The sequence below is a fragment of the Rhodococcus maanshanensis NBRC 100610 genome (genome assembly GCF_001894865.1).
GTDB lineage: Bacteria > Actinomycetota > Actinomycetes > Mycobacteriales > Mycobacteriaceae > Rhodococcus_G > Rhodococcus_G maanshanensis.
In genome coordinates this window covers 56,652-83,305 of the sequence record NZ_BCXA01000005.1, presented here as the reverse complement: position 1 = coordinate 83,305, position 26,654 = coordinate 56,652, and the positions used below count along the sequence as shown (strand labels likewise).

The following is a 26,654-nucleotide window of genomic DNA, read 5'->3' as shown; positions in this document are numbered from 1 at the left end:
CCGATCGAGAACCACGAGGGAGAAGCGACAAGTGTTTGGCATTCCGCTACCGGTGCCCCGCGATCTGCCGCGCGCGTTCGAGAACGTGTGCGCCCGGCTCGGGTCGAACGGGCTGGCGGACCTGCGGCCGACGCCGTCTGAGGTCGTCGACTCGAACGCCGAGCGCACGATCCGTCGCTTCCGCTCCGCCGACCGTCCGGCGACGGGCGCGCCCCTGCTGTTGGTGACACCGCTGGCGGCCACCTCCGTCGCCTTCGACCTGCGTCGCGGCTGCAGCGTCGTCGAGTACCTGATGGAAACCGGCCGTGACGTGTACGTCGTCGACTACGGCCCGGTGAACTTCCAGGACCGGAGCCGCGGCTTCGAGCATTGGGTGGACGACGTGATCCCCGATGCGGTGCAGGTGGTCAGCGACGACGCCGACGGCGCGCCGGTCCATCTCGCCGGCTGGTCGCTCGGCGGGATCTTCGCCGTCTACGCGGCCGCGGCACATCCGGAGTTGCCGTTGGCCTCGCTCACCCCGATCGCCAGCCCCTTCGACCTGCGGCAGGTTCCGTTGTTCGCGACCCTGCGTCCGCTCGACCGGCTGTTCGGTCCCTACACCGTCGCGCCCCTCTACAGGGCGCTCGGCACCATCCCGGCCCCGCTCACCAGCCTCGGCTTCAAGGCCGCGAGCGTCGACAAGTACCTGACCAGGCCGTTCACCATGCTCGCGAACCTCGACGACCGGGACCACCTTGAACAGCTCGAGGCGGTGGACCGCTTCATGAACAGCATGTACGCCTACCCGGGGCGCACGTTCGGCCAGCTCTATCACGTGGTGATGCGCTCGAACGAGTTCGCGACCGGCCACATGGAGATCGGTGGCCGCCGGGTGAGCCTGAGCGACATCGACGTACCGACCATGGTCATCGCGGGCGCGGGCGACGGGCTCGCACCCGTGAAGGCCGTCCATCACCTCACCGAACTGCTCACCGGGGCGCCATCGGTCCGCTTCGGGGCGTACCCGGGCGGGCACCTCGGCGTGCTCACCGGGCGCGCGGCCCGCGAGACGATGTGGCCCGCGCTCGCCGACTTCCTCGATCGGTCCGAGCCGGATATCACAGCACAGTAACTGCCGTTTGCGCACAGAAATCCGGATGTCGCGAAAGCATCACGATCGGGGGTTCCGGTCTGTTTGAATTCGCGGGAATTTCCCCGACTATCCGGACGGTGCCCCATGCGCAGAGCGGCATATTGTCTCGCACTCTCGTTCCTGTTTCTCCTGGTCGCCGGTCCGACGCCCGCAGTAGCGCAACCGGGTCCCTCCGTACTCGGGGTCGGGGAGTACCCGCGCCTCGTCCGGCTCAAGCAGTCGGGCACGATCCTGGCGTCGATGACCAGCCGCGACGCGCAGGGCTACTTCTCGCCGATCCTCGAGAGCACCGACGACGGCGCCAGTTTCCATCCCATCGGCGCGATCCGTGACCCCGAGGCCAACTCGGGGCTGTGCTGCAGCACCCTCTTCGAGGTGCCGCAGCAGACCGGCCTGCTGCCGCCGGGGACGCTGCTGTGGGCAGGCACGGTCGGGTACGAGGCGGGCCGCGACCGGCGGATCGCCATCAAGGTGTGGGCGAGCTGGAACGGCGGCCGGGACTGGGTGCCGCTCGGCGTCGCGGCCAGGTCCCCGAACCACGAGGGCGTCTGGGAGCCCGAGTTCGTGGTCGATGCGGCGGGGACCCTGTGGCTGTACTACGCCGACGAGACCGAGATGCCCCGGCACTCACAGGTGCTGAGCAGGGTGTCGTCCGTCAACGGCCTGGACTGGGTGAACAAGCAGGTGATCCTCGCGCGCGATCCGCAACGCGTGCGTCCCGGCATGGCCGTGGTGACCCGGCTGGCGGACGGGCGGTTCGCCTCGACCCACGAGATGTGCAACTTCGGCGCCGAATACTGCAGTCCCTACGTCAAGGTCTCGCACGACGGCGTCAACTGGGGTGCGACGACCGACCCGGGTATCCGGGTGACCACCGCAGACGGCAGCTACTTCCAGCACTCGCCGTACCTGCAGTCCGTGCCCGGCGGGCCGAACGGAACCCGACTGGTGCTCGGCGGTCAGACGTATGTCGGCAAGGACGGCAAGCCGTCTCCGAAGAACGGCAGGGTGCTGCTCGCCAACGACAACTTCGGGGCTGGCAACTGGTTCGAGATCCCGGCGCCCGTGGCGGCACCGAGCGCGAAGAACAAGACCTGCGCGAACTACAGTTCGCCGCTGCTGCCGGTCGCCGGTGGATCCAGGGTCCTGCAGGTCGCCGTCGAACTGCACAACGGGGTGTGCACCGCGTTGTTCGGCACCGGCCCGGTCGCACCGTGACCCAGGTCACCCCACGGCCGCGCCCTACCGGTCGGCAGGGGTTCGGCAGCCCAGTACCCTGGTGAACCATGTGCGGAATCGTGGGATACGTCGGCCACCGCCAGGCGCTGGACGTCGTGGTGGAGGCGCTTCGCCGGATGGAGTATCGCGGCTACGACTCGGCCGGCATCGCGGTCCTCGACGGTGCGGGCGGCGTCGCGATCGAGCGTAAGGCGGGCCGGCTGGCCAACCTGGAGGCCGAGCTCGCGGAGACCGGCACCGAGCGTTTCGTCGGCACCACGGGCATGGGCCACACCCGCTGGGCGACACACGGCAGGCCGACCGACCGCAACGCGCACCCGCACCGGGACACCGCGGGCAAGGTCGCGGTCGTGCACAACGGCATCATCGAGAACTTCGCCCCGCTGCGCGCCGAGCTCGAGAACGACGGCGTCGAGTTCGCCTCCGACACCGATACCGAGGTGGCGGTGCACCTGGTCTCGCGGGCCTACGCATCCGGTGACACCGCCGGGGACTTCGTGGAGAGTGCCAGGACGGTGATCCGCCGCCTCGAGGGCGCGTTCACCCTGGTGTTCACGCACGCCGACCATCCGGACACCATCGTCGCGGCCCGCCGGTCCACCCCGCTGGTGATCGGCGTCGGCGAGGGCGAGACCTTCCTCGGATCCGATGTCGCGGCGTTCATCGAGCACACCCGCGATGCGGTCGAGCTCGGTCAGGACCAGGTCGTCGTCATCACCGCCGACGGCTACACGGTGACCGACTTCGACGGGAACGAGGACGTCCCCACGCGTCCGTTCCGGATCGACTGGGACCTCGCCGCCGCCGAGAAGGGCGGCCACGACTACTTCATGCTCAAGGAGATCCAGGAGCAGCCTGCGGCGGTGGCCGACACCCTGCTCGGGCACTTCGATGCCGGTCGCATCGTGCTCGACGAGCAGCGGCTCTCCGATCAGGAACTCCGCGATGTGGACAAGGTGTTCGTCGTGGCCTGCGGCAGCGCCTACCACTCCGGCCTGCTCGCCAAGTATGCGATCGAGCACTGGACCAGGCTGCCCGTCGAGGTGGAGCTGGCGAGCGAATTCCGTTACCGCGACCCGGTTCTCGACCGTTCGACGCTCGTCGTCGCGATCTCGCAGTCCGGTGAGACCGCGGACACCCTCGAGGCCGTGCGGCACGCGAAGGACCAGAAGGCGCGCGTGCTCGCTGTGTGCAATACCAACGGGTCCCAGATCCCGCGTGAGGCCGACGCCGTCCTCTACACCCGGGCCGGACCGGAGATCGGTGTCGCGTCCACCAAGGCCTTCCTGGCCCAGGTGACCGCGAACTATCTGGTGGGGCTGGCGCTGGCGCAGGCGCGCGGCACCAAGTACCCGGACGAGGTGGCCAGGGAGTACCGCGACCTCGAGGCCATGCCGGAGCTGGTCGCGCGCGTGCTGCAGACGGTCGAACCGGTCCGGGCGCTGGCGCGGGAACTGGCGCACTCGCCGACCGTGCTGTTCCTCGGCCGCCACGTCGGGTACCCGGTGGCGCTCGAGGGTGCGCTCAAGCTCAAGGAGCTCGCGTACATCCACGCCGAGGGCTTCGCCGCGGGCGAGCTCAAGCACGGGCCGATCGCGCTGATCGAGGAGGGCCTTCCCGTCATCGTCGTGATGCCGTCGCCGAAGGGTCGCGCCGTCCTGCACTCGAAGCTGGTCTCCAACATCCAGGAGATCAAGGCCCGCGGCGCGCGGACCATCGTGATCGCGGAGGAGGGCGACGAGGCGGTGCGTGCGCACGCGGATCACCTCATCGAGATCCCGGCGGCGCCGAGCCTGCTGCAGCCGCTGCTGTCCACGGTCCCGCTGCAGGTGTTCGCGGCCGAGGTCGCGCAGACCCGCGGCTACGACGTGGACAAGCCGCGCAACCTGGCGAAGTCGGTCACCGTCGAGTAGTCACCGAGGTGTGGGGCGCCGTCATCGCACGATGACGGTGCCGCCCATCTGCGGATGCAGGGTGCAGACGTACGGGTAGGTGCCCCGCCTCATGAACGTGTGGCTGAACGAGCCCTCGGACATCGTCTCGCTGGCGAAGTTGTCCTGCGAGGTTGCTCGCGAGGTCGCGGTGACGTTGTGCTCGACGCCCTCGTCAGTGAACTCCCAGGTGACGGTGTCACCCATGAGTATTCGGGCGGTCGACGGCCAGAAGGCATAGTTGTTGATCTCGACGGTCTTGGTCCGCGCCTCCGCCGGACCAGCTGTTCCCGCGAGAACCGACGCGACCAGTAGTCCCGTTGCGATGGTGGCGCCGAGTGCGCGCATGGATAAAGGGTAGCCCCGAACGGCGGCCGTGGCGATACGGTGATCCGATGCGCGACTACTTCACGGTCGACCAGGTGCGCGCCGCCGAGGCCCCGCTGCTCGCCGCGCTCCCCGAGGGCGCCCTGATGCGCCGAGCCGCGTACGGACTGACCGCCGTGGTGGCCTCGGAACTGCGTGCTCGGACCGGAGGTGTCGCGGGCAGGCGGGTGACCCTGCTGGTCGGCTCCGGCGACAACGGCGGGGACGCGCTGTGGTCGGGAGCGATGCTGCGCAGGCGCGGGGTCGCGGTCCGGGCGATCCTGCTCGACCCCGGCAGGGTCCACGCCGCGGGGCTGGCGGCGTTGCGGGCCGCAGGCGGGCGGGTCGAGATGGGCGCCGACGCCGATCTCGGCGACCCCGACCTGGCGGTCGACGGCATCGTGGGGATCTCGGGCCGGGGGCCGTTGCGGCCGCCCGCCGCCGCCCTGGTGGCCAGGATCTGCGTGCCGATCGTCGCGGTGGACCTGCCGAGCGGGGTCGACCCCGACACTGGCGTCACGGCGGGGCCCGCCGTGACGGCGGCGGTCACGGTGGCGTTCGGGGCGCTCAAGCCCGTGCACGCCCTCGCTGCGGCGCACTGCGGCAGGGTGGAACTGGTCGACATCGGACTCGACCTCCCTGATGCCTCGGTCCGGACCATGGCCGCGGCCGAGATCGGCGCCCGCTGGCCGATGCCGGGATCGGCGGACGACAAGTACAGCCAGGGTGTCGTCGGGGTGATCGCGGGCAGCGCCCGCTATCCCGGCGCGGGTGTGCTGTGCGCGGGTGCCGCGGTCGCCGCCACGTCCGGCATGGTGCGGTACGGGGGAACAGCTGCGCCGCAGGTTCTCTCGCGCTGGCCGGAGGTCGTCGCGGTGGACGGGTTCGGCGCGGCAGGCCGGGTGCAGGCCTGGGTGGTCGGCCCGGGGATGGGTACCGACGAGGAGGCGTTGACGGTGCTCCGCGCCGTTCTCGGCACCGACCTGCCGGTGCTGGTGGACGCGGACGCCCTCACCCTGGTGGCCGCGGAGCCCGGGCTCGTCGCCGGACGCTCGGCGCCGACGCTGCTGACCCCGCACGCGGGAGAGTTCGCCCGGCTCACGGGGCGCGATCCCGCGACGGACCGGGTGGGTGAGACCCGTCGCCTGGCGGCCGAGTGGGGGACCGGCGTGCTGCTCAAGGGCCGGTGCACGGTGGTGGCCGATCCGGACGGATCGGTCCTGCTCAACGAGGCCGGTGGTTCCGCCGCGGCGACCGCCGGTGCCGGGGACGTGTTGTCCGGCGTCATCGGGGCCCTTATGTCGACCGGGCTGGCGCCGCTGACCGCTGCGGCGATGGGTGCCCGCGCGCACTCGCTTGCCGCCAATCTGGCCGCGGGGCAGGGCTCGGACACGGCGGCGCCCATCTCGGCCGATGCATTGTTGTCCCAGGTCAGGGCGGCAGTGAGGGTGCTTCGTGCCCAAGCGGTGCCCTAACTGTGACCTCGTTAGTGATGGAAATCATTTGGCCTTTTCGTGGTCAATGGCAGGATCGGGGATCGTGACCTCCGACTTGTCCGTATGGGACGATCTGCGCATGACCTCCGCGGTTGGCCCCTCCGCGCCGCAGGCGGAAGCGCTGATCGATCTCGACGCGATCGCCCACAACGTCCGGCTGCTCCGTGAAAACGCGGGCGACGCCGCGGTGATGGCCGTGGTCAAGGCCGACGCCTACAACCACGGGGCGGCGGAGGTGGCGCGCACGGCGCTCGCGTCGGGGGCCGCCGAGCTGGGGGTCACCACGGTCGACGAGGCCCTGGTGCTGCGGGCCGCCGGCATCGACGCACCGATCCTGTCCTGGCTGCACACCCCGGACACGGACTTCACGGTCGCGATCGTCGCCGGTATCGAACTGAGCGTGTCCTCGCCCCGGCACCTGCGATCGGTGGTCGCGGCGGCCCGTGAGCTCGGGTTGACGGCGACCGTCTCGCTCAAGGTCGACACCGGCCTGGGGCGCAACGGTGTCTCGCCGTTCGAACTCGAGGACACCCTCCGCGATCTGGCCAGGGCCGAGGCCGAGGGCGCGGTCCGGCTGCGCGGGATGTTCTCCCACCTGGCGCACGCCGACCAGCCGCACCATCCGGTGATCGACACCCAGGCCGCCCGCCTCGAGCACGCCGTGGCCGAGGCCAGGCGGGTGGGGCTGCGTCCGGAGCTGGTGCACCTGGCGAACTCGGCCGCCGTGCTGACCCGGCCGGACCTGCGTTTCGACATGGTCCGCCCCGGTATCGCGATCTACGGGCTCTCCCCGGTGCCGGAACTCGGCGGGTTCGGGCTGCGGCCTGCCATGACACTGCGGGCGCGGGTGGCGCTGGTGAAGAAGATCGCCGCGGGCGAGGGCGTGTCCTACGGGCACACCTGGATCGCGCCCCGCGACACCACGGTCGCCCTGTTGCCGGTCGGCTACGCCGACGGCATCCCGCGTGCCCTCGGCGGCCGTTTCGAGGTGCAGATCGGTGGCAGGCGCCATCCGCAGATCGGCCGGGTCTGCATGGACCAGGTGGTCGTCGACCTCGGACCGGATCCCGCGGGGATCGCGGAGGGGGACGTGGCGGTGCTGTTCGGCAGTGGCGACGAGGGTGAACCGGTGGCCCAGGACTGGGCCGAAGCCCTCGACACCATCCACTACGAAGTGGTGACCGGGGTTCGGGGGCGAATCGTTCGGGGCTTCACCGGCCGGGAGGACCTGCGATGAATCCGTTCGGGAAGGCGGGCCTCGTCGGCGGCGCGGTCAGCGCCGCCGCGCTGGGCGCACTCGCGGGGATCACCGTCGGGCACCGCCCTGCCGCCCGCCGCAGCGGCAGGCGAGACCGGTACGCCAAAGAGGACTTCCGGTTGATGAGCGCCGACCGCGCCAGCATCGTCGCGGCCGAGGACGGCACGGCGCTCGCGGTTCGGGAGGTCGGTCCAGCCGACGCCCCCCTCACTGTGGTCTTCGTGCACGGCTACTGCCTGCGCATGGAGTCCTGGCATTTTCAGCGGCGCCAGCTCGAGAAGCGTTGGGGCAAGGCGGTTCGGATGGTCTTCTTCGACCAGCGCGGCCACGGCCGGTCCGGGGTCCCCGCGCCCGCGAGCTGCACCATCGGTCAGCTCGGCCGGGACCTCGATGTGATCCTCCAGGCCGTCGCGCCGAGGGGACCCGTCGTGCTCGTCGGACACTCGATGGGCGGCATGACGATCCTGGCCCTGGCGAGGCAGGTGCCGGAGTTGTTCGGCACCAAGGTGATCGGGGTCGGTCTCATCTCCACCGCGGCCGAGGGTCTCAACAAGACCGGGCTGAGCAGGAACCTGCAGAACCCGGTGATCGACGCGTTCCGGCTCGCGGTCCGCACCTCGCCTGGCCTGGTCCAGTTCGGGCGCGGTGCCGCGCGCATGCTGATCTCGCCGATCCTGCGCGCCGCCTCGTACGGCACCGATGTCAGCGAATCGCTGACCCGATTCTCCGAGTGGATGCTCAACCAGACGTCCGTGACCACGATCGTGAACTTCCTCAAGTCCCTTGAGCTGCACGATGAATCGGCGGCGCTGCCGGTCATCGCCGAGCTGCCGTCGTTGGTGCTCTGCGGAGATGCGGACATGATCCTGCCGTTCTCCCAGTCCGAGGCGACGGCGGCCGAGCTGCCGGAGTCCGAGCTGGTCCGCGTGGTCGGCGCCGGGCACCTGGTGCAGCTCGAGTTCCCGATCCGGGTGACGGACGCGATCGACAGACTGGTGGGCCGCTCCATCGCCGAGCAGGGCGATTCCGAACGGACGGTCGTCGGTGGCTGACGAGGAACCGCGCACGATCCATCTGCCGACGACCGAGGACACCGAGGCGTTCGGCAGGCGCCTCGCCCTTGAGCTGAGCGCGGGCGACCTGGTCGTGCTCGACGGCCCGCTCGGCGCGGGCAAGACCGCGCTCTCGAGGGGGATCGCGGCCGGGCTCGGCGTGCAGGGCCGGGTCAGCTCGCCGACGTTCATCATCGCCCGCGAGCACCGCGCGGGCGGCCAGCGTCCCGGCGGCGGTGAGCCGGTGGCGATGGTGCACGTCGACGCGTACCGGCTCGGCATCGGTGCCGATCCGGGACAGACCTTCGACGAACTGGATGCCCTGGACCTGGACACGGACCTCGCGGGCGCCGTCGTGGTGGTCGAGTGGGGCGAGGGCGTCGTCGAGCACCTGGCCGAGCGGCATCTGCTGGTGCGGTTGCGGCGCGAACCGGAGTCGGACGTGCGCACGGCGCAGTGGACCTGGGTCTCCTAGGTATCCTCGATAACCGTGCTCGTACTCGCGGTCGATACCGCCACGCCTGCCGTCACAGCCGGGGTGGTGCGCCTTGAGGGCGACACCCCACGAACCCTGGCGACCCGGATCACGGTCAACGCACGGGCCCACGCGGAGGTGCTGACCCCGCACATCCTCGAATGCCTCGCCGAGGCGGGCGTTGTCCCCGCGGACCTCGACGCCGTCGTGGTCGGGTGTGGCCCCGGCCCCTTCACCGGCCTGCGGGTCGGCATGGCCACGGCCGCCGCATTCGGTGATGCCCTCGGGATCCCGGTGCACGGTGTCTGCAGCCTGGACGCGATCGCGGTCGAGGCCGCGCTGGGACGGGACCTGCTGGTGGTCACCGACGCCCGTCGCCGGGAGGTGTACTGGGCGCGTTACAGCGGCGGTAGCCGTGTGGAGGGACCGGAGGTGAACAAGCCGGCCGACCTGGAGCCCACTCCCTCGCAGGCGATCGCGGGATCGGCCGGGCACGTCGACCTGTTCGACCTGCCCGTCGAGCCGGTCGAGACGCCGTCGCCCGCGGGCCTGGTCGCGGAGGCCGCCGTCGCGTTGCGTTCCGGCGCGGAGCCCGCACCGTTGGTGCCGCTGTACCTGCGTCGCCCCGATGCGGTCGCCATCGCGGACCGGAAGAAATGACCGCGCGGATCGTCGGGATGACCGCGGCCGACGCAACCCGCTGCGAGGAGCTGGAGACGGTCCTGTTCCCAGGGGACAGCCCGTGGAGCGCGGAGGCCTTTCGTTCGGAGCTGACCGGGCCGCACAACCGCTACTTCGTCGCCCGCGACGAGTCCGACGTGATGCTCGGCTACGCGGGGATCGCGTTGCTCGGTCGCGGGGCCGACGCCGAGTCCGAGGTGCACACCATCGGGGTCGATCCCGCTCATCAGCGGCGGGGCCTCGGCGCGCAACTGCTCGCCGCGCTGTTGCGGGAGGCCGATGGACACGGCGGTCCGGTGTTTCTCGAGGTCCGCACGGACAACGAGCCGGCGATCGCCCTGTACCGAGGAACGGGTTTCGAGATCGTCGGGACCCGAAGGAACTACTACCAGCCCAGCGGCGCCGACGCGTACACCATGCGCAGGCCCGCCGCCCGGGTCGAGGGGCAGCTGTCATGATCGTGATGGGGATCGAGAGCTCGTGCGACGAAACGGGCGTCGGCATCGTCCGGTGGCACGAGGACGGCACCTGTGAGCTCCTGGCCGACGAGGTGGCCTCGAGCGTCGACCAGCACGCCCGCTACGGCGGCGTGGTGCCGGAGGTGGCCTCACGCGCCCATCTCGAGGCGATCGTCCCGACCATGCGGCGGGCCCTCGCGCAGGCGGGGATCGCCAAGCCGGACGCGCTCGCGGTCACGATCGGACCGGGACTGGCGGGGGCGCTGCTGGTCGGCGCGGCCGCCGCGAAGGCGTACGCCGCGGCCTGGGACGTCCCGTTCTACGCGCTGAACCATCTGGGTGGGCATGTCGCGGTGGACACCCTCGAGCACGGCCCGATGCCACCCTGCGTTGCGCTGCTGGTCTCCGGCGGGCACACCCACCTGCTGCACGTCGAGGATCTGGCGCGGCCGATCGTCGAACTCGGCACCACGGTGGACGACGCCGCGGGCGAGGCGTTCGACAAGGTGGCCCGGCTGCTCGGACTCGGATTCCCCGGCGGCCCGGCACTGGATGCGGCAGCGCAGGAAGGGGATCCACGGGCGATCGCCTTCCCGCGCGGCATGACCGGACCACGGGACGCCCGCAACGACTTCTCGTTCTCGGGGCTCAAGACGGCGGTCGCGCGATTCGTGGAGTCGAAGGAGCGGGCGGGGGAGCCGCTCCCGATCCCCGACATCGCCGCGTCCTTCCAGGAGGCGGTGGCCGACGTGCTCACCATGAAGGCGGTGCGGGCGGCGACCGACGTCGGGGTCGACACGCTGGTGCTCGGCGGCGGGGCGACCGCCAATTCACGCATCCGCTCGCTGGCCGAGGAGCGTTGCGCCGCGGCCGGTTTGACCCTTCGTATCCCCAAGCCGCGGCTGTGCACCGACAATGGGGTGATGATCGCCGCGTTGGGAGCGCACGTCATCGCCGGGGGCGCGACGCCCTCGCCGCTGACTGTCGCCACGGATCCGGGCCTCTCGGTGACCGTCAGCCAGTCACGGACGGCGAGCGATGGACGATGAGGCGTTCGACAACCTGCCGAGGGAGCAGCGGCGCAGCCTGATCCGGCGCGCCGCCTTCCGTCCGCTGCTCAGCGCGGTCGTGCTGGTGGCGGTGTACTTCGTCATCCCGATGGAGAACCTGGAATCCGCCTCCGCGATCGGCGGGCTGGTGCTGGGAGTGATCTTCGTCGGCGCGCTCTTCGCCTGGCAGATCAGGAAGATCGTGCGCGCGGAACATCCGGGCCTGCAGGCGATCGCAGGCCTCGGGCTGATGCTGCCGGGGTACCTGCTCGCGTTCGCGACGCTGTACCACCTCATGTCCGTGTCGGCGCCGGGGAACTTCGACGAGCCGCTGACGAAGATCGATTCGCTGTATTTCACGCTGGTGTGCTTCTCGACCGTCGGGTTCGGGGACATCACCGCGACCACCGAGGTCGCCAGGGCCATCGTCTCGGCGCAGATCGTGGGGAACCTGTTCCTGATCGCGGTCGGTGTCCGCATCATCACCGCCGCGGTGCGGCTGGGGCAGCGCCGCAGGGGCGTCGCGAAGTGAGCGGGTGGCTCAGGCCCTGACGGGGACGGACAGCTCCAGCAGGGTCGGCCCGGTCGGTGCCTGGATCAGGTCGGCGATGGTGACCTCGTCGAGCGAGTCGTAGAACGCGATCTGGGCGCGGCGCAGTGCGCTGCGGAGCCTGCACCCGCTGCGCAGCGGGCACGGATGGTCCCCCTCGCAGGTGACGACCTCCTCGTCGCCCTCGAGGGCGCGGGCGAGCGTGCCAACGGAGGTGTGCAGGCCAGCCTCGGTGATCGTGAGCCCGCCGCCCCGACCGCGGCGGGCTTCGACCATGCCGAGTTCGCGTAGCCGGACAACGACCTTGGCCGTGTGCGTGTACGGAATCGACATCTGATCCGCCACCTGACTCGTGGTCAGGCCGCCGCCTCCAGGGGAGGCGGCCAGGCGCATCACAACGCGCAGCCCAAGGTCGGTGAAACGCGTCAGCTGCACGCCCCGACCGTATGATACTTGCATCTGAGATGCAACATAACCGTCACGCCCGTGGCGAGACCAGCACCAGCTCGGTGTTGTGATCGACGGATCCGCCGAGCAGTTCCGGGTCGGCGTGGATGTCGTTGAACGACAACTCGCGGTACAGCGAGGCCAGGCCCTGCTGGCTGAAGTCCCCGTGCCGGACCTCGTACGGGCTGTCCGACTCGACCAGCGTGGTCAGCAGCGAGAGCGTGCCGTCGGTGTTGTCGACCACCTCGATCAACCGCGCGTGCTGCGGGAAGTCGATGTGCGAGGCGGTGTTGATCTCCCAGAAGCCCTGCGCGGCAGTGGCACCCGGGTGCGGCGTGATCTTGTTCTCGTGGGTGTGCCCGTTCACCCAGGCGAGCACGTTCGGGAAGCGGTGCAGCAGATCCAGCAGCTCGGGACCGCTGTGGCGGCGCTCCCCGGGGCGCTCGGGATCCGGAACCAGGTTGTCCATCGAGCCACTGGTGTGGTGACTGAACAGCAGGAAGTAGGTGTCCTCCCGCGACTGCGTCACCGGGCGGCCGCCCGCGTCGAAGAAGCGGCTGCTGCCGGCCTGCAGGGTCTGCTCGATCCAGCGGAACTGGGCCTCACCGAGGGAGCCCTCGACGAACCCGGCTCGGTTGGTGGAGTCCATGCTGATCCCGACCACGCCCGGCGCGATCTCGAACGAGTAGTAGCCGATGCCGGTCTCGCCCGCGTCGGGGGCGAAGCCGTGTCCGACCGGACCGGGGCCGGCATTCCTCGGGTCGAGGTGGGCGGCGATGTACTGCCGAGGGGTGAACGGCGCCCGGTTGGCGTCGGGCGTGACGATGCGCGGCGGGGTGGTGACCGCGGCGAGGATGCTCGGCAGCGCAGCCGGATCCGAGCTCGCGGCGCTCCCGATCGCGCGGGCCTGCTCGGAATCGGGGGTCTCGATCTTGATCGAGCCGGTGTACATGGCCTCGAGCGGTCCGATGCCGCTGGGGATGGTGCCCTGGATCGAGTCGTCGTGGTTGCCGAACACGCTGTACCAGGGAGTGCGCAGGCCCGGGCTCGTGACGGGCGTGAGGGCCGCGGCGCCGAGCAGTCCGGGCAGCTCGGGGAATCCGGCCTTCTTGTAGATGTCGCGGATCGGCGACTCCGGATTCCAGTACAGGTCCGACCCGGAGTTCTGCACGCCCTCATAGCGATCCGCGGCACCGGTGTTCGGGATGAAGGTGCCGCCGTTGAGCGCGGTCAGCAGCCAGCCGAGCTCCGCGTGCTCCTTGTTGTCGGTGTTGTCACCGGTGGTCACCACGGCGTCGAACGCGCGGCGGGTGTGCGGGCCGCCCTGCAGGGAGTTGATCCGCGACACGAGCGAGACAAGGCCCTGTGTGGTGAGCGTCTCGTGCGGGCGGAAGGCCGAACCGTTGAGCTGGTGCACGTACTCGAATCGCATGGGGGACTGGGCGTCGACGATGTGCAGGTCGGTCAGCTGCACCACCGAGGCGAGGGCGGTCCTGCGCTGCTCGCGGCCCGACCGTGCCTCGGCGAGCTCGCCGCGCACGATCATCTGCCACCCGGGTCCCGCGGTGAGCCTCCGGTAACCGGACCCGCCGACCGGGGTCGCGACGGCCTCGAGCGTGGTGCCGGCAAACGAGGCGGGCAGCGGATCGGCCGCGGCGTACCAGGTACCCCACGGTGCCCTTCCGAATGCGCCGGCCCCGATGGTGCCCGCGGCTCCGAGTCCGGCCAGTCCGATGAATGCGCGCCTGCTGATGTTTGCCACGGCGACGACTCTAGGTCACCCGTCGTACACCTTGGGTTCATGCCACCGTCTCGCGGAGATCGGCCCGCGGTCGAGGGCCGATCGATCACCCCGACGCGAGGCGCAGGACGAGCGCGGCGACGGCGAGCGCCGCGTACGTGAGCGGTGTGGGGAGGTGCTTCGCGTCGTGTGCGCGTATGTGGACGATTACTGCCGCGGTGAAATAGCAGACCAGCCCGATCGCGGCGGCGATGCCGAGTGGGGCCCACGCAAGGCCGGCGATCAGGCCGGCCGCGCCGGCTAGGAGGATTCCTGCCAGCGGGTTCAGGCGATTCTCGGGTACGCCGAGCCCGGCGTACTCCCGAACCACCCGGTCGCGGTGGCTCAGCTTGCGGATGGCCGCGAACCCGAGGAGTGCGGCGAGCAGAACGGTCACGATGACGGTGGCGACGAACATGGCGAGCTCCGGTCTTGACCCCCCCAATCTAAACAATTGTACAATTTGAGCCGAGGCCCACAAGGGCTCAGGCGGGCCGGGGAGGGTGGTGGCGACCGTGTCCCAGCGCAGCAATCGGTCAAATCTGATCGAGGGCACTCTCCGTTGCCTCGAGCGGCTGCCGCCCGAGCGGATCACCGCACGAGTGATCGCCGACGAGTCGGGGGCGAACCTCGCATCGATCACCTACCACTTCGGGTCCAAGGACGCGCTGCTGACGGCCGCGGTGGTCGAGGGGCTCGATCGGTGGTTGGCCGACATCGCGCACGACCTGGGTGATCTGTCGTCCGAGCCCCGTGCCATCCGATTCGGCCGAGCCGCGGAGGTGATGGCGGCCAGTCGTCGCCTGCACACGGGACTGGCGAAGAACTTCGTCGGCGCGCTCGCGAAGGCGCAGCACGATCCCGTGATCAGGAACCTGCTCGCCGAGGGCTTCCGCCGCTCGCGCCCCGATGTCGCGGCGCTGCTCGGGCTCGGCGGCGATCAGGCGGGTGAGGACGCGGCCGGGCTGGTGCTCGCGCTCTTCGACGGCCTGCTCTTCCAGGCGTTGCTCGACCCCGGCCTCGCGGTCGACGGCGAGCGGATGACGCGGGCGCAGGTCCGGCTGCGCGGGGTCCTGCCCGGGCATGTGGACCCGGCTTCGGCCCGGAGTGGTCCGGATACCCGCCGACCTTGAGCGCTGGCACTCGCATGTATAGAGTGCTAGATGGCGCTGACCGAGCCTCGGCACCCGCGACGACGGGGCTCGAGTGAGATGCCGCAAGCGTACGAACAAACCATCACGTCCTGGGACCAGCCCTGGACGCACAAACCCCTGAAAGTGGAGGGCTCATCGTGGCGAGCGTGAACATCAAGCCGCTCGAGGACAAGATCCTCGTCCAGGCCAACGAGGCCGAGACGACGACTGCCTCAGGCCTGGTCATCCCCGACACGGCCAAGGAGAAGCCCCAGGAGGGCACCGTCGTCGCCGTCGGCGAAGGTCGCGTGACCGACAAGGGCAACCGCATCCCGGTCGACGTCAAGGAAGGCGACACCGTCATCTACAGCAAGTACGGCGGAACCGAGATCAAGTACGCCGGCCAGGAGTACCTGATCCTCTCGGCACGTGACGTGCTGGCTGTCATCTCCAAGTAAGCCACTTGCGATCCGCCCCGGCGTCCCGTCCATCGGACCCGGGGCGGATCGCGTTGCGGACCCTCCCAATCCAGGAGTAGCTGAGCAATATGCCCAAGGAAATCCAGTTCAACGAGACCGCGCGCCGGGCCCTCGAGCGCGGCGTGGACACGTTGGCCGACGCGGTCAAGGTCACCCTCGGCCCCCGCGGTCGCCACGTGGTGCTCGCCAAGGCGTTCGGCGGACCCACGGTCACCAACGACGGCGTCAGCATCGCCCGTGAGATCGAGCTCGAGAACCCGTTCGAGAACCTCGGCGCACAGCTCGTCAAGAGCGTCGCCACCAAGACCAACGACGTCGCGGGCGACGGCACCACCACCGCGACCGTGCTCGCCCAGGCGCTCATCCGTGGCGGCATGAAGAACGTCGCGGCCGGCGCCAACCCGATCTCGCTCGGCGTTGGCATCGGCCAGGCCGCGGACGCGGTGTCGGAGGCACTGATCGCCGCCGCGACCCCCGTCGAGGGCAAGTCCGCGATCGCTCAGGTCGCCACCGTCTCCTCGCGCGACGAGGAGATCGGTGAGCTGGTCGGCGAGGCGATGACCCGGGTCGGTGTCGACGGCGTCGTCACCGTCGAGGAGTCCTCGACGCTGCAGACCGAGCTCGTGGTCACCGAGGGCGTGCAGTTCGACAAGGGCTTCCTCTCGCCGTACTTCGTCACCGACATCGATGCGCAGCAGGCGATCTTCGAGGACGCGCTGATCCTGCTCTACCGCGAGAAGATCAGCTCGCTGCCGGACTTCCTGCCGCTGCTCGAGAAGGTCGCCGAGGCGGGCAAGCCGCTGCTGATCATCGCCGAGGACGTCGAGGGCGAGGTGCTCTCCACCCTGGTGGTGAACTCCATCCGCAAGACGATCAAGGCCGTCGCGGTGAAGGCGCCGTTCTTCGGTGACCGGCGCAAGGCGTTCCTCGACGACCTCGCGGTCGTCACCGCGGGAACGGTCATCAACACGGACGTGGGCCTGACCCTCAAGGAGGCCGGACTGGAGCTGCTCGGCAGCGCCCGTCGGGTGGTCGTCACGAAGGACGAGACGACCATCGTCGACGGCGCGGGCACCGAGGCGGACATCGAGGCCCGGGTCGGTCAGCTGCGTCGCGAGATCGAGAACAGCGACTCCGACTGGGACCGCGAGAAGCTCGAGGAGCGCCTCGCCAAGCTGTCCGGTGGCGTCGCGGTGATCAAGGTCGGCGCGGCCACGGAGACCGAGCTCAAGGAGCGCAAGTTCCGCGTCGAGGACGCGGTCAACGCGGCCAAGGCCGCGGTCGAGGAGGGCATCGTGCCCGGCGGCGGCTCCGCGCTGGTGCAGGCGGGCCAGACGCTCGGCGCGCTGGCCGCATCGCTCTCCGGTGACGAGGCGACCGGCGTCGAGGTCGTGCGCGCGGCGCTGTCGGCCCCGCTGTTCTGGATCGCCACCAACGCGGGCGTCGACGGCTCCGTCGTGGTCAACAAGGTCGCCGAGGCGCCCAAGGGACACGGCTTCAACGCCGCCACCCTCACCTACGGCGACCTGCTCGCCGACGGTGTGGTCGACCCTGTGAAGGTGACCCGCTCCGCGGTGGTCAACGCGGCGTCAGTCGCCCGCATGGTGCTCACCACCGAGAGCGCCGTCGTGGAGAAGCCGGCCGAGGCAGTCGAGGCGGATCACGGCCACGGCCACAGCCACTAGCACCACCGTCGCCCACGGGTGACAACGCGACAGGCCCCGGACGGATCTGGCGGGTTAACACGGTCGTCGCAACACTCTCGATCGAGAGTGTTGCGACGACCGTGTCGTTTTCTGGGGATGTGCATCAGAACCGGGCACTGATCGAAGCCGCGTTCACCGAGACCGGTTTTGTCGCGCGTGCAGTCAAACCTGCCGAGGTCAGCTTCACGGTGGCCCGCCGGACCTTGCTCGAGGAGGGGCTTGATCGACACAGGCCGGATCGTGGTCGGCAAACCCGAAGCCCGGCAGCGGTTCCTGGAGTTGATCGCCACGGTGTCGACCTTGCCCGCGCATCTGCGGGGGTCGTTGACTTGGGGCCAGGGCTGCGAGATGGCGCGGCACAAGCAGGTCACGATGGCCACCGACATGCCCGTCTACTTCTGCAACCCCGCCTCACCCTGGCAACGCGGCACCAACGAAAACACCAATGGCCTTCTGCATCAGTACTTCCCGAAGGGCACTGACCTGAGTGTCCATGGCCCGGCAGTCCTTGAGGACGTCGCTCGCCAACTCAGCGGTCGTCCCACGCAAAACGCTCGACTGGGATACCCCAGCCGAGCGTTTGCGTGATTTGTTGACCCGCTAGTTGGTGCGGATTTTCAGGCCGGGGTTGGCGGCGAGGACCGAGTTGATCGGCTGCCCCCATGTCGTCATTGGCTTGTCGCAATTCCCGTCGTCGCCGGCGCTCACGATGCCCAGTGCCTTGGTGCCGGTCACCATGGCTCCACCGCTGTCGCCAACAATCGTGCAGAGCTTCGCGGCGAAGGCGTTGGGCACCGTGGCGCCTCGGGGACCGGAATTCATGTACTGGTTGATGGCGGTGATTTTGCCGCAGGTGTAGCCGGTGGTTTTGCCGGACTTGCACACCGGCGCCCCGACCAGGGGATCTGCGGTGCCGGTGATCGCCAATGGGTCCCCGCCGTAGGTGTCAACGAAGTTGTTCTGGAAACGCTTGGCGACGCTGTCGTAGATCTTGATCACTCCGTAGTCGCCGCGATCGCGGACTACCTTGTCGAATTCGCCAAATTTGTTTGGCCCCATCGACGCCGGCGTGGCGTCGACGTTGCCCGCGTTTTCGGGGTGCGCGTCACAGTGTCCGGCGGTGATGTTCACTGTGTTGCCGTCACCGTCGGTGCCGTTGAAACCGAGCGAGCAGGGTTTGTCGGCGGTCTCGCCGGTGAAGTACTGCTGGCCGCCCATGACGGCGTCGGGGGCCGGCGTGGGCTTGGTGGTGGTGGGCTTGGTGGTGGTGGTGGCTGCGGGTGCGACGGTGACCTGCTGGGTGGTGGTGGATCCTGTGACGCCGTCGCGACCGGAGAAGGTGGCCGTCATGGTCACCTTGCCGGCGGTCTCGGGGGGGTACCACTGCTCGGTGGCGGTGCCGTCGGCGCCGACCGGCACCTCTTCGTGGTAGCGGTCGACGACCTCGAATACGACGGTGCCGCCCGCTGCTGCGGGGTTGACCTTCGCCTTCAGCGTGATGATCTTGCCGCCGGCGATCGCTCCCTTGATGGGGTCGAGGGTGATCGTGGAGGCAACGGTGTTGCTGCCGGCGGGTGCGACGGTGACCTGCGCGGTGGTGGTGGATCCGGCGACACCGTCCCGGCCGGAGAAGGTGGCGGTGATGGTGTGCTTGCCGTCGGTTTGGGCGTACCAGATCCTGGTGGCGGTGCCGTCGGCCTCGACTTGTTCGGTGGCGATGATGTTGTTGCCGTCCTTGAATTCGACGGTGCCGCCCGCTGCTGCGGGGGTGACCTTCGCCTTCAGCGTGTACTCGTTGCTGTCGGGTGCGGCGGTGATGGGGTCGAGGGTGATCGTGGAGGCCACGGGGTTGGTGGTGGTGGTCGGTTCGGTGGGCTTGGTGGTGGTGGGCTTGGTTGTGGTGGTGGGTTCGGTGGGCTTGGTCGGCTTGGTGGGGTCGGATGAGCCGGATGAGCCGAGTGAGCCGAGTCCCGGCAGGTCGGACGAGGCAGCCGGTCCCTTCGCCACGCGCACGAAGTTCAGGAAGCCGGGCAGTTGCAGGCCCTGGCCTTCGGCGGTGTCCTTGACGTTCAGCGCGATGTCGTTGGCGGCGGGGTCGATCGCGGTGCCGTTGATGAGGCCGGCGAGCGGTGCGGGGAGCTGCTGAATCCAGCCGTTGAGCTGGCCGAGCAGGCCGGACAGGACCTGCTCGCTGCGTGGCTGGTCCTTGACCTGATAGCCGGCGGCCTCCACGGCGGTGCGGGCGGCGGCCTTGTCGGGTCCGTCGGCCAGGCCGACCAACGGGGCGCCGGCCGCGTCGAGCCAGACGCCGGCGAACGCGGTGGGGAACTTGCCGCGCAGCGTGTCGGCGAACCGCAGCAGCTCCTGCCCAGTCTCGGCCTGCTCGAGGTACTGGTCCGGGCTGAGTCCGAGATCGCGCCCGATCGCGGTCACCATGTCCGCGGGCAGCGCGGGTGCCGGTGGGGCGGGTTCGGCCTGGGCGAGGGCCACGCACGGCGCGGCCAGAAGAAGTGCCGCGGTGCCGATCATCGCGGCGCGGCGGGCGCGGGTACTACGCATGGGGACCTTTCGGTTTGAGCGTTGTCGGTACGACCGAGCGCTGGGGCCGGGTCAGCGCCAGAGACTGTAGGGGCGATATCTGCCGCTGCCTACCGAAAATTGGTGGGATGAATATGGGCTAATTGGCTGCGTCGGCGGTCCGGACCTGCAGGGGCTGGCGCCAGATCACCCCCCAGAGTCGTCCAGCCTGCGGATCTCATCTGCACGCCACGCCATCGCGATCCCCACTGACAACAGCGCATTGTCAATTCGTCGTGGAATTGCTTCCAGTTCTGCTCCGACTTGCACTACCGTTCCGCTCATGGATCGACCGTCGCGAGGTCGAGGCCGCCAAGACGGTCGTGACCACCAGCAAGCTGCGTGCGATCGGCCACGACCTGATGAGGAAGGAGCCCACGGGTGGGCGCTGCAACCCCCGCACGGCGTACCAGTTCGGCCCGCGAAGTCGCTGAGCGGCTTGGCATCTCACCGCGCACGGTGCGCAACATCATGGCCGAGCCTCGGGCCGAGTTCGAGGCACGTGCCGCCGAGCGCCGCCGCCGGGTGCTGGAACTGCGCGCCGAGGGCCTCAAGCTGCGCGAGATCGCGGACGAGGTCGGCATGACGGTCGGTGGTGTGGGCACGATCCTGCACCGCGCCTACAAGGCCGAAACCGGCCAACCTGCCAGCTGACCCGACACCAAGGCACCCCGGCCGTGCCTCTGGCGGCCGGCGACCGACACACTCCCCGAGGTCCACCAGTACAAGCGCCTTGCCGCGACCAAGATTCGCCTCAAGGGCTCGTATTCCACCTTCAGTTCACGTGTTGCGACGATCTCTGGAATCGGTCCGGGGCCTGTCGCATTTCCCCTATCCCAGTGGCAGCGAGGCGAACACGTCCGTGGTCGGCTGCTCCGAACCGCCCGCGGGTTCCACCGTGAAGGCCAACAGCGAGGCGCCGTCCAGATCGTCGAGCACGGCAACGGTCGAGGGCGACACCTGATCCGGCGCCATCATGCCCGCCGAGACCGGGGCGCCGGTGCCCGCGATCAGCCACATCTGATAGACCGAGTCCGATGCGGGCGGGGTGACGTCGTTCATCATCAGCACCGCGGCATCGGTCGACCTGGAGTAGACGGCGGTCGCCGAGCCGCCGCCGGGCACCGCTGTCGATGACGTCCGGACGTCCGGGGCGCTCATCACCTGGGCCGCCACCGGCTGTGGTGGCGACGGTTCGCGCAATTGCTGCCCGATGACCACGCCGCCCACGAGCAGCGCGACGGCGGCCGCCGCCACGCCGACCAGCCTCCATCGGGGGGTGGTGCGCCGTCGGTCGGCGAGCGAGACCGGCGCCGGGCCAGGCCCGGTGCGGGGCTCTTGCGCGATCTGCGTCAGCAGGCGTTCGCGTAGCTGCGCGGGCGGAGCGGTCTCGTGCACGGTGGCGGTTGTCGCCAACGTTTCCCTGCATCGGCGCACCACGGTCTCGAAATCGGTCCGCAGCCTGTCGTCGGAGGTCGCGAGCAATTGCTCCACGGCACGCCGTTCTTCCGCGTCGAGGGCGTCGAGCGCGTAGGCGTTGGCCAGGTCGATCTGGTCGTCGTCCATCACGCCACCCCCAGGCATCCTCTTAGCCGGGCCAGCCCGTCCCGGATGCGGGTCTTGATGGTGGGCAGCGCAACCCCGAGTTGCACGGCGACCTCACGGTAGGTGCGCCCGCCGTAGTAGGCGAGCGAGACCGACTCGCGCTGCACCGGTGTGAGGGTGTCGAGGCAGGCGATCACGGCCTGCCGGTCCAGGCGCCCGGAGACCTCCTCGGCGACCTCGTCGAACTCGCTGCCGCGGTTGCGTGACTCGTAGACCACCTCGCGGTTCGAGTGCGACTGCTCCGACCGGACGCGGTCGACCGCTCTGCGATGCGCGAGGGTCATCAGCCAGGACACCGCGGAGCCCCTGGTGTTGTCGAAGTCGTCGGCGGTGCGCCAGAGCTGGAGGTAGACCTCCTGGGTGGTCTCCTCGGCGAAGCCGGGATCGCGCAGCACCCGGAGCACCATTCCGTAGACGCGGGCGCAGGTCCGGTCGTACAGCTCGGCGAAGGACCCCGAATCCCCGTCGGCGGCGCGGGTCAGCAGGGCGGCCAGCTCGGCCGACTCGGCCTCGCGACGAGCGAGGGCCTGCCCGGCGTCCGCCGGGCAGGCCGTCTCACCGAGACCGTGCTCGGGGGCGACGCCGGAACCCGTGGACCCCGGGCCGGTCACCACTGTCCGATCCCGTTCATCGACAACCACGTTACTGCGGCATCAACACGGAATCGATGAGGTAGACGGTGGCATTCGCGGTGCCGACGCCGCCGCAGATGACATTCGCGTCGTTGACCTTGAGGGCGTCCTCCGGCCCGGTCACGGTCACCGCGGCGCCCTCGACCGTCGGGTGTTGGCCCGCGATCTCGCTCGGCGCGATCCGGCCCGGCACCACGTGGTAGGTGAGGACCTTCGTCAGCAGCGCGTCGTCGGTCTTCAGCGTGTCGATGGTGGCCGGATCCACCTGTGCGAAGGCGTCGTCGACCGGTGCGAACACGGTGAACTGTCCTCCGTTGAGGGTGTCGACGAGGTTGACATCGGGATTGAGCTGCCCCGAGACCGCGGCCACCAGCGTGGTAAGGAGGGGGTTGTTGGAGGCGGCGACGGCCACCGGATCCTGGGCCATGCCCGAGATCGAGCCGCCGCCCTGCGGGACGGCCTCGGCGTAGCTCGCGCAGCCGGGTCCGACCAGATTCGCGGCGGGGTCGGCCGCCATCTGCGGTGTCATCGCGTCATCGGACGTGGCGGGGGCGGGCGCGGAGTCGTCGCTGTTGGCGGAGGAACACGCCGAGACGCCGATCAGGGCGACCGACGCGGTGGCCGCGATGGCGAGGGCACGGATGCGGGTGGTGCTGGTGCTCATGGGACTGCCTTCCCGAGTGTTGTGCGAGTGCTGTCGGGAAGGCATTCGGAGCGGGTGGTGCGGAGGATGGGTCATGTATCTCGGCGCGGCCCCTGATACCGGGGCCGCGCCGAGAGACGTGGTTGCCTATACCGCGATGCGGTGGCGGCCCCTGCGGGCGTGCATCTCACGTTCGGTCTCGGACATGCCGCCCCAGATCCCGTACGGCTCGCTGACACTGAGGGCGTGGCTGCGGCACTGCGCGAGTACGGGGCACTGACGGCACATCTCCTTGGCTCGGGTCTCACGCTGCGTGCGCGCCCGTCCCCGCTCGCCGTCCGGATGGAAGAACATCGCGGAGTCCACTCCGCGGCACAGGCCGTGCATCTGCCAGTCCCAGATATCGGCGTTCGGTCCGGGGAGGTGATTCGGCTGAGGCATGCCTTCTCCTGTCCATCCATACACCTGAAGAGCCTCCAGGTCTGCAATCAATTCGTCTCGGCAACGTTAGAGGTATTGCGGAAAATGAGTCAATAGTTGCTCAAGTGGGGATTTCCATAGTGTTCGCACAAGAATTTAACGTTCCGTTCATAGACAAGGACATGTAGCCGTGATCGGCTGTCGCTGCGGCGGCCCTCCGGCCGGGCCTCGGTCGCCTGTAATGGGTGCTGACGAGCGCTTTTGCCCGTTCGATGCGGTGGGAGGGTGTCGCGCGGGTCCTGTCAGTGCGTGGGCCGGTGCTGAGATTCTTGGTTAACGCAATTGCCACAAACCGGACTCTGAATCAGCTGCCTGATTCAATCTTTGATTCAACCTTGCAATACGTTCACGTGGACGCAACTATCGACAAACGCGGGGCGAATAGGGTATTTAGCGGGCTGGGTGCGCCGTCGGGGCGGACGCGGACCGGCCCTACCCTTGGCTCGGTGGGGACACTGATCAACGCCGCATTCGGCGACCTGCCCGGGTTGGCTCCGTTGCCGGCCGCCGTCGACAACACGCAGCTCTGGCTCAGGGCGGTGGCGCTCGGTGGGCAGGGGCGCTACGCCGCGGCCAGGACCGAACTGCTGAGCATCGCGCGTCGGCGCCCGAGCTCTGGTGTCGCCTCGCTCGCGCTGAGCACGGAGGCCTCGTTGCTCAGGCAACTCGGGTGGCATCGACTGGCGGCAGGCTTCGACGGACGCGCGCTCACGGTGCTCGGCGCCAAGGGAGGCGAAGAGGCGGCGGTGCAGACCGCCGCTCGTTGCGACGCACTGACCGGGCTGGCCGCGGACGCGCTCGGCTGCGGTCGGCTCGCGCTCGGTTCCGCCCTGCTCGAGCGGTGCGCGCCGCTCGTGGGGAACGATCCCGCGCTGTGGCGACAGCGCATCCGCCTGAACTGGGTGAGCGCCGAGATCGCGCTGGCGTCGGGGGACGCCGCCACGGCGCGTCGGCACGCGAGCGCCGCCGTCGACCTCGCCCGTGACGCCGATTCGGTGCGGCACCAGGTGAAATCGGACCTCCTGCTGGCGGCGGCCTTCAGTGCGGGCCCGGACCCCGATGCGGCGGTTGATCTGGGCGAACAGGTGCTGGACCGGTGCGCCGAGCACGGGCTGTTGCCACTGCGCTGGGCCGCGGCGATGCTTGTAAATGGGGTCCGTCCCGGTGCGGAAGCGGCGGCGATTCGGGACGACTGTCGACGGCAAATCTCCGACCGCGGTGGCCGATTCAGGGATCTGTGAGTGTCTGTCGCTATCCTTCAAACGTTCCACCACCAGGTGGGAGCGCTCTGGAGCGGGCGCCACTGTAACGCCAGGAATCTCTCTGACGATGACTAATACGAGCGAGGAGTTGGACTCAGCCGTCGCTGCGGCAGCGCAGGGCGATCGAGTTGCCTTGTCTCGAGTGCTGGAGAGTGTTCGACCCTTGGTCGTGCGTTACTGCCGATCACGGGTCGGAGCCGCGGAAAGAGGACAACTGTCCGCGGACGACGTGGCGCAGGAGGTATGCCTGGCAGTGATGACCGCTTTGCCGCGGTATCAGGATCAGGGCCGCCCTTTCATGGCATTCGTGTACGGCATTGCCGCGCACAAGGTGGCCGATGCCCATCGGAACGCCGGGCGTAACAAAGCCGAGTCGATGGCCGAAGTGCCAGATGTCATCTCCACCGAGGAGGGACCCGAGAAGCTCGCATTGGACTCGGAGACCACCCGGCAGATGAACGCGCTACTGGGAACCCTCCCCGAGAAGCATCGGGAGATCCTCGTCCTGCGTTTGGTTGTCGGCCTGTCGGCGGAGGAGACAGCGGCTGCCGTCGGCAGCACGGCAGGAGCAGTACGGGTCGCCCAGCACAGGGCGCTCACGAAGTTGAAGAACGAAGTTGCGAAAGCGGGTGAGATGTATGGCTAGGGGCAGCAAGCGTGGTGGGGACCACGAGGGAACGCGGCGGGACACGTCCGGTGCCGACCTCACCCCGGACGCGTCGTCCCTCGACGACACCGACGACTCGTCCTCCGATGCGACGGCCGTCGATTTCGCCGCCATCGCGCGGGACGATGCCCTCATCGACGCGATCGCCGGTGACGGCCCGATCGCGACCCACAGCCCCGAGGAGTTCGAGCTCGCGACCCTGCTGACCGCATGGCGCGCCGAGATCCTCGCCCCCGCCATGCCTGCCGAGCCCGATCTCGATCAGGTGGCCGCCGCCGTCGACCGGGAACTGGCGACCATCGGATCACCCCGCCGCTCGGGTCTGCGGCTGCTCCGGCCCATCGTGGGCGCGGCCGCGGCCATCGCCGTCGTGATGGCCGGGCTGACGGTCTTCTCCTACAACGCCGTACCCGGCGATCCGCTGTGGAAGGTCAAGGAGGTCGTGTTCACCGAGCGCGCCAACTCGACCGTCGCAGGCATCGACACGACCACCAACCTGGAGGAGGCCGAACGCCTCATCCGCGCGGGCGATCCGCAGGCGGCGCTGGTGGTGCTGGAGTCCGCACGCAAGCGCGCCGACGACGTGAACGAGTCGGCCAAGCGCGACGAGCTGACGGCCTGGCGGGAGCGGCTGGTGGCCGACGCCGCGAAGACCCCCCCGACGACGACCACGCCGCCGTCGCTGCCAGGGACGACCCCCGGACTGCCCGCCGTGCCGGGTGTGACCGTGCCGGGGGACACGGCGACCGCTCCGGTCCTGCCCACCACCGTGCCGAACCTCCCGAGCCTGCCGACCACCGTCCCGCCGGTCGAGACGGGGGTGCCGCCGATCACGGTGCCGCCGATCACGATCCCGCCGACCCAGGTGCCGCCGATCACGATCCCGCCGACCCAGGTGCCGCCGATCACGATCCCGCCGGTGACGACCCTCCCGCCCGTGCCGACCGCCACCAAGGTCGTGCCGCCGACCCAGGACACGCCGACGCCGCGGGACCTGACGTCGAACCCGCCGCCCAGCTGACCCGAGCCCAGACGCGAAACGGCCCGACAAGGTGAATTCCTTGTCGGGCCGTTTTCGTCGTGTCGGTTGCGGGTCAGGCGTCGAAGCCGTCGCCGTGCAGCGCCTCGTTCATCGACGCGTCCGCGTAGCCGCGGCAGTAGTCCCAGGTGACGTAGGCCTCGGGGACCGGGTCGTAGGCGGGCTCGTGCGGGCGCACGGTGCCGTCCACGAGCAGCTGCAGCAGGTTGGCGCGCAGCATGTCCCAGTCGTGGTAGTGATCCTGCTGGCAGTCGTCGCAGCACACGACGAGTCCGCGGATGCCGCGGTGGCCGAGCAGGGCCTCGTAGACGGCGAGGTCCGCGAGGTCCTCTTCGACGGCCAGTCGCTCATGGGGGTCGAGGGGCTGACCCGGCTCGAGCGCGTCCAGCGCGGCCGACGGATCGGAGGGGTCGCCGGCGAACGGATCCGGCGGCAGACCGGGGGGCAATTGATCACGCACAGGTCCACGGTACGCAGCGCATGCGGGTCTGCGCCAGCCGTTCCGCTCACCACG

The 26,654-nt window shown here is 69.6% G+C and carries 28 protein-coding genes and 1 pseudogene; 19 read left to right on the top strand and 10 right to left on the bottom strand.

All coding sequences use genetic code 11. The features are described 5' to 3' along the window. Positions 1-31: 31 nt before the first annotated feature. The 3 genes from RM1_RS03205 (at position 32) to glmS (ending at position 4,287) form a co-directional block, all read left to right on the top strand. On the top strand, positions 32-1,114 hold the full coding sequence (locus RM1_RS03205) for an alpha/beta fold hydrolase (RefSeq protein ID WP_083576500.1): 1,083 nt from the start codon (positions 32-34) through the stop codon (positions 1,112-1,114). A gap of 105 nt (positions 1,115-1,219) precedes the next feature. Further along, positions 1,220-2,353: an exo-alpha-sialidase gene (locus RM1_RS03200; RefSeq protein ID WP_072749982.1), complete on the top strand. Its 1,134-nt coding sequence runs from the start codon at positions 1,220-1,222 to the stop codon at positions 2,351-2,353. Positions 2,354-2,421: 68 nt separating this feature from the next. Further along, complete coding sequence (glmS, locus tag RM1_RS03195) at positions 2,422-4,287, top strand: glutamine--fructose-6-phosphate transaminase (isomerizing) (RefSeq protein WP_027501800.1); 1,866 nt, start codon at positions 2,422-2,424, stop codon at positions 4,285-4,287. 21 nt (positions 4,288-4,308) lie between these two features. On the opposite strand, the gene RM1_RS03190 is transcribed toward glmS, so the two are convergent. Next, positions 4,309-4,653, bottom strand: a complete 345-nt coding sequence (locus RM1_RS03190) for a cupredoxin domain-containing protein (protein WP_083576499.1) — start codon at positions 4,651-4,653, stop codon at positions 4,309-4,311. Between the two features lie 47 nt (positions 4,654-4,700). On the opposite strand from RM1_RS03190, the gene RM1_RS03185 reads away from it, so the two are divergent. The 8 genes from RM1_RS03185 to RM1_RS03150 all read left to right on the top strand — a co-directional run bounded on the left by RM1_RS03185 (position 4,701) and on the right by RM1_RS03150 (position 11,672). Beyond that, a complete protein-coding gene (locus tag RM1_RS03185; RefSeq protein ID WP_072749980.1) occupies positions 4,701-6,146 on the top strand; it encodes an NAD(P)H-hydrate dehydratase in 1,446 nt (481 codons plus the stop codon). A gap of 100 nt (positions 6,147-6,246) precedes the next feature. Next, positions 6,247-7,404, top strand: a complete 1,158-nt coding sequence (gene alr / locus RM1_RS03180; RefSeq protein WP_072750048.1) for an alanine racemase — start codon at positions 6,247-6,249, stop codon at positions 7,402-7,404. Next, positions 7,401-8,477, top strand: coding sequence for an alpha/beta fold hydrolase (locus RM1_RS03175; RefSeq protein WP_072749979.1), 1,077 nt, complete (start codon positions 7,401-7,403; stop codon positions 8,475-8,477). The genes alr and RM1_RS03175 overlap by 4 nt, the downstream gene beginning before the upstream one ends. Continuing rightward, positions 8,470-8,952, top strand: a complete 483-nt coding sequence (gene tsaE / locus RM1_RS03170; protein WP_072749978.1) for a tRNA (adenosine(37)-N6)-threonylcarbamoyltransferase complex ATPase subunit type 1 TsaE — start codon at positions 8,470-8,472, stop codon at positions 8,950-8,952. Before RM1_RS03175 ends, tsaE begins: the two co-directional genes overlap by 8 nt. 15 nt (positions 8,953-8,967) lie before the next feature. After that, a complete protein-coding gene (gene tsaB, locus RM1_RS03165) occupies positions 8,968-9,612 on the top strand; it encodes a tRNA (adenosine(37)-N6)-threonylcarbamoyltransferase complex dimerization subunit type 1 TsaB (RefSeq protein WP_072749977.1) in 645 nt (214 codons plus the stop codon). Further along, positions 9,609-10,091, top strand: coding sequence for a ribosomal protein S18-alanine N-acetyltransferase (rimI, locus tag RM1_RS03160; RefSeq protein ID WP_072749976.1), 483 nt, complete (start codon positions 9,609-9,611; stop codon positions 10,089-10,091). Before tsaB ends, rimI begins: the two co-directional genes overlap by 4 nt. Next, positions 10,088-11,140: a tRNA (adenosine(37)-N6)-threonylcarbamoyltransferase complex transferase subunit TsaD gene (gene tsaD, locus RM1_RS03155; protein WP_072749975.1), complete on the top strand. Its 1,053-nt coding sequence runs from the start codon at positions 10,088-10,090 to the stop codon at positions 11,138-11,140. The genes rimI and tsaD overlap by 4 nt, the downstream gene beginning before the upstream one ends. Beyond that, entirely contained in the window at positions 11,130-11,672 is a 543-nt protein-coding gene (locus RM1_RS03150; RefSeq protein WP_072749974.1) for a potassium channel family protein, read from the top strand. Before tsaD ends, RM1_RS03150 begins: the two co-directional genes overlap by 11 nt. A gap of 9 nt (positions 11,673-11,681) precedes the next feature. Here RM1_RS03150 and RM1_RS03145 read toward each other — a convergent pair whose 3' ends face one another. From RM1_RS03145 to RM1_RS03135, 3 genes are all read right to left on the bottom strand, one after another. After that, positions 11,682-12,125: an RrF2 family transcriptional regulator gene (locus RM1_RS03145; protein ID WP_072749973.1), complete on the bottom strand. Its 444-nt coding sequence runs from the start codon at positions 12,123-12,125 to the stop codon at positions 11,682-11,684. Positions 12,126-12,168: 43 nt separating this feature from the next. Then, entirely contained in the window at positions 12,169-13,899 is a 1,731-nt protein-coding gene (locus tag RM1_RS03140; protein WP_072749972.1) for a TIGR03767 family metallophosphoesterase, read from the bottom strand. 85 nt (positions 13,900-13,984) lie between these two features. After that, a complete protein-coding gene (locus RM1_RS03135; RefSeq protein WP_072749971.1) occupies positions 13,985-14,335 on the bottom strand; it encodes a DoxX family protein in 351 nt (116 codons plus the stop codon). Positions 14,336-14,423: 88 nt separating this feature from the next. Between RM1_RS03135 and RM1_RS03130 the strand changes: the two genes are divergently transcribed. The 4 genes and pseudogenes from RM1_RS03130 to RM1_RS03115 form a co-directional block, all read left to right on the top strand. Further along, positions 14,424-15,050 (top strand): TetR/AcrR family transcriptional regulator, encoded by a 627-nt coding sequence (locus tag RM1_RS03130; protein WP_169922277.1) that lies wholly within the window; start codon positions 14,424-14,426, stop codon positions 15,048-15,050. A gap of 158 nt (positions 15,051-15,208) precedes the next feature. After that, on the top strand, positions 15,209-15,508 hold the full coding sequence (groES, locus tag RM1_RS03125; RefSeq protein WP_027501788.1) for a co-chaperone GroES: 300 nt from the start codon (positions 15,209-15,211) through the stop codon (positions 15,506-15,508). A gap of 89 nt (positions 15,509-15,597) precedes the next feature. Further along, the gene (groL, locus tag RM1_RS03120) at positions 15,598-17,214 is read left to right on the top strand and encodes a chaperonin GroEL (protein WP_072749969.1); all 1,617 of its coding nucleotides are present in this window, start codon (positions 15,598-15,600) and stop codon (positions 17,212-17,214) included. Between the two features lie 318 nt (positions 17,215-17,532). Continuing rightward, positions 17,533-17,839: pseudogene (locus RM1_RS03115) on the top strand (IS30 family transposase); the annotation flags it as partial. On the opposite strand, the gene RM1_RS26990 reads toward RM1_RS03115, so the two are convergent. Next, positions 17,836-19,794, bottom strand: a complete 1,959-nt coding sequence (locus RM1_RS26990) for an Ig-like domain repeat protein (RefSeq protein ID WP_072749968.1) — start codon at positions 19,792-19,794, stop codon at positions 17,836-17,838. The pseudogene RM1_RS03115 and the gene RM1_RS26990 overlap by 4 nt on opposite strands. 399 nt (positions 19,795-20,193) lie before the next feature. Between RM1_RS26990 and RM1_RS03105 the strand changes: the two genes are divergently transcribed. After that, complete coding sequence (locus RM1_RS03105) at positions 20,194-20,466, top strand: sigma factor-like helix-turn-helix DNA-binding protein (protein ID WP_072749967.1); 273 nt, start codon at positions 20,194-20,196, stop codon at positions 20,464-20,466. 177 nt (positions 20,467-20,643) lie between these two features. Here the strand turns inward: RM1_RS03105 and RM1_RS03100 are convergent, their stop codons facing one another. The 4 genes from RM1_RS03100 to RM1_RS03085 form a co-directional block, all read right to left on the bottom strand. After that, positions 20,644-21,378, bottom strand: a complete 735-nt coding sequence (locus RM1_RS03100; protein WP_072749966.1) for an anti-sigma factor — start codon at positions 21,376-21,378, stop codon at positions 20,644-20,646. Beyond that, positions 21,378-22,028 carry a sigma-70 family RNA polymerase sigma factor gene (locus RM1_RS03095; protein ID WP_174562903.1) on the bottom strand — a complete coding sequence of 217 codons (651 nt, stop codon included), beginning with the start codon at positions 22,026-22,028 and terminating at the stop codon, positions 21,378-21,380. Before RM1_RS03095 ends, RM1_RS03100 begins: the two co-directional genes overlap by 1 nt. Positions 22,029-22,059: 31 nt before the next feature. After that, entirely contained in the window at positions 22,060-22,713 is a 654-nt protein-coding gene (locus RM1_RS03090) for a fasciclin domain-containing protein (RefSeq protein ID WP_072749964.1), read from the bottom strand. A gap of 126 nt (positions 22,714-22,839) precedes the next feature. Further along, on the bottom strand, positions 22,840-23,133 hold the full coding sequence (locus RM1_RS03085; protein ID WP_027501783.1) for a WhiB family transcriptional regulator: 294 nt from the start codon (positions 23,131-23,133) through the stop codon (positions 22,840-22,842). Positions 23,134-23,618: 485 nt separating this feature from the next. On the opposite strand from RM1_RS03085, the gene RM1_RS03080 reads away from it, so the two are divergent. The 3 genes from RM1_RS03080 to RM1_RS03070 all read left to right on the top strand — a co-directional run bounded on the left by RM1_RS03080 (position 23,619) and on the right by RM1_RS03070 (position 26,122). Next, positions 23,619-24,413, top strand: coding sequence for a hypothetical protein (locus tag RM1_RS03080; RefSeq protein WP_072749963.1), 795 nt, complete (start codon positions 23,619-23,621; stop codon positions 24,411-24,413). Between the two features lie 88 nt (positions 24,414-24,501). Then, positions 24,502-25,080 (top strand): sigma-70 family RNA polymerase sigma factor, encoded by a 579-nt coding sequence (locus RM1_RS03075; RefSeq protein WP_027501781.1) that lies wholly within the window; start codon positions 24,502-24,504, stop codon positions 25,078-25,080. Continuing rightward, complete coding sequence (locus tag RM1_RS03070) at positions 25,073-26,122, top strand: anti-sigma-D factor RsdA (protein WP_083576497.1); 1,050 nt, start codon at positions 25,073-25,075, stop codon at positions 26,120-26,122. The genes RM1_RS03075 and RM1_RS03070 overlap by 8 nt, the downstream gene beginning before the upstream one ends. A gap of 73 nt (positions 26,123-26,195) precedes the next feature. Here RM1_RS03070 and RM1_RS03065 read toward each other — a convergent pair whose 3' ends face one another. Beyond that, on the bottom strand, positions 26,196-26,600 hold the full coding sequence (locus RM1_RS03065; RefSeq protein WP_072749962.1) for a DUF5319 domain-containing protein: 405 nt from the start codon (positions 26,598-26,600) through the stop codon (positions 26,196-26,198). Positions 26,601-26,654: the final 54 nt, after the last annotated feature.

Bases quoted from the DNA above. Each gene is read 5' to 3' on its own strand.
- tsaD (WP_072749975.1), top strand. From the start codon at position 10,088: ATGATCGTGATGGGGATCGAGAGCTCGTGCGACGAAACGGGCGTCGGC.
- RM1_RS26990 (WP_072749968.1), bottom strand. From the start codon at position 19,794: ATGCGTAGTACCCGCGCCCGCCGCGCCGCGATGATCGGCACCGCGGCA.
- rimI (WP_072749976.1), top strand. From the start codon at position 9,609: ATGACCGCGCGGATCGTCGGGATGACCGCGGCCGACGCAACCCGCTGC.
- RM1_RS03085 (WP_027501783.1), bottom strand. From the start codon at position 23,133: ATGCCTCAGCCGAATCACCTCCCCGGACCGAACGCCGATATCTGGGAC.
- groL (WP_072749969.1), top strand. From the start codon at position 15,598: ATGCCCAAGGAAATCCAGTTCAACGAGACCGCGCGCCGGGCCCTCGAG.
- RM1_RS03175 (WP_072749979.1), top strand. From the start codon at position 7,401: ATGAATCCGTTCGGGAAGGCGGGCCTCGTCGGCGGCGCGGTCAGCGCC.
- RM1_RS03150 (WP_072749974.1), top strand. From the start codon at position 11,130: ATGGACGATGAGGCGTTCGACAACCTGCCGAGGGAGCAGCGGCGCAGC.
- RM1_RS03100 (WP_072749966.1), bottom strand. From the start codon at position 21,378: ATGGACGACGACCAGATCGACCTGGCCAACGCCTACGCGCTCGACGCC.
- alr (WP_072750048.1), top strand. From the start codon at position 6,247: ATGACCTCCGCGGTTGGCCCCTCCGCGCCGCAGGCGGAAGCGCTGATC.
- RM1_RS03075 (WP_027501781.1), top strand. From the start codon at position 24,502: ATGACTAATACGAGCGAGGAGTTGGACTCAGCCGTCGCTGCGGCAGCG.
- glmS (WP_027501800.1), top strand. From the start codon at position 2,422: ATGTGCGGAATCGTGGGATACGTCGGCCACCGCCAGGCGCTGGACGTC.
- RM1_RS03200 (WP_072749982.1), top strand. From the start codon at position 1,220: ATGCGCAGAGCGGCATATTGTCTCGCACTCTCGTTCCTGTTTCTCCTG.
- RM1_RS03135 (WP_072749971.1), bottom strand. From the start codon at position 14,335: ATGTTCGTCGCCACCGTCATCGTGACCGTTCTGCTCGCCGCACTCCTC.
- RM1_RS03185 (WP_072749980.1), top strand. From the start codon at position 4,701: ATGCGCGACTACTTCACGGTCGACCAGGTGCGCGCCGCCGAGGCCCCG.
- RM1_RS03070 (WP_083576497.1), top strand. From the start codon at position 25,073: ATGGCTAGGGGCAGCAAGCGTGGTGGGGACCACGAGGGAACGCGGCGG.
- RM1_RS03090 (WP_072749964.1), bottom strand. From the start codon at position 22,713: ATGAGCACCAGCACCACCCGCATCCGTGCCCTCGCCATCGCGGCCACC.
- RM1_RS03190 (WP_083576499.1), bottom strand. From the start codon at position 4,653: ATGCGCGCACTCGGCGCCACCATCGCAACGGGACTACTGGTCGCGTCG.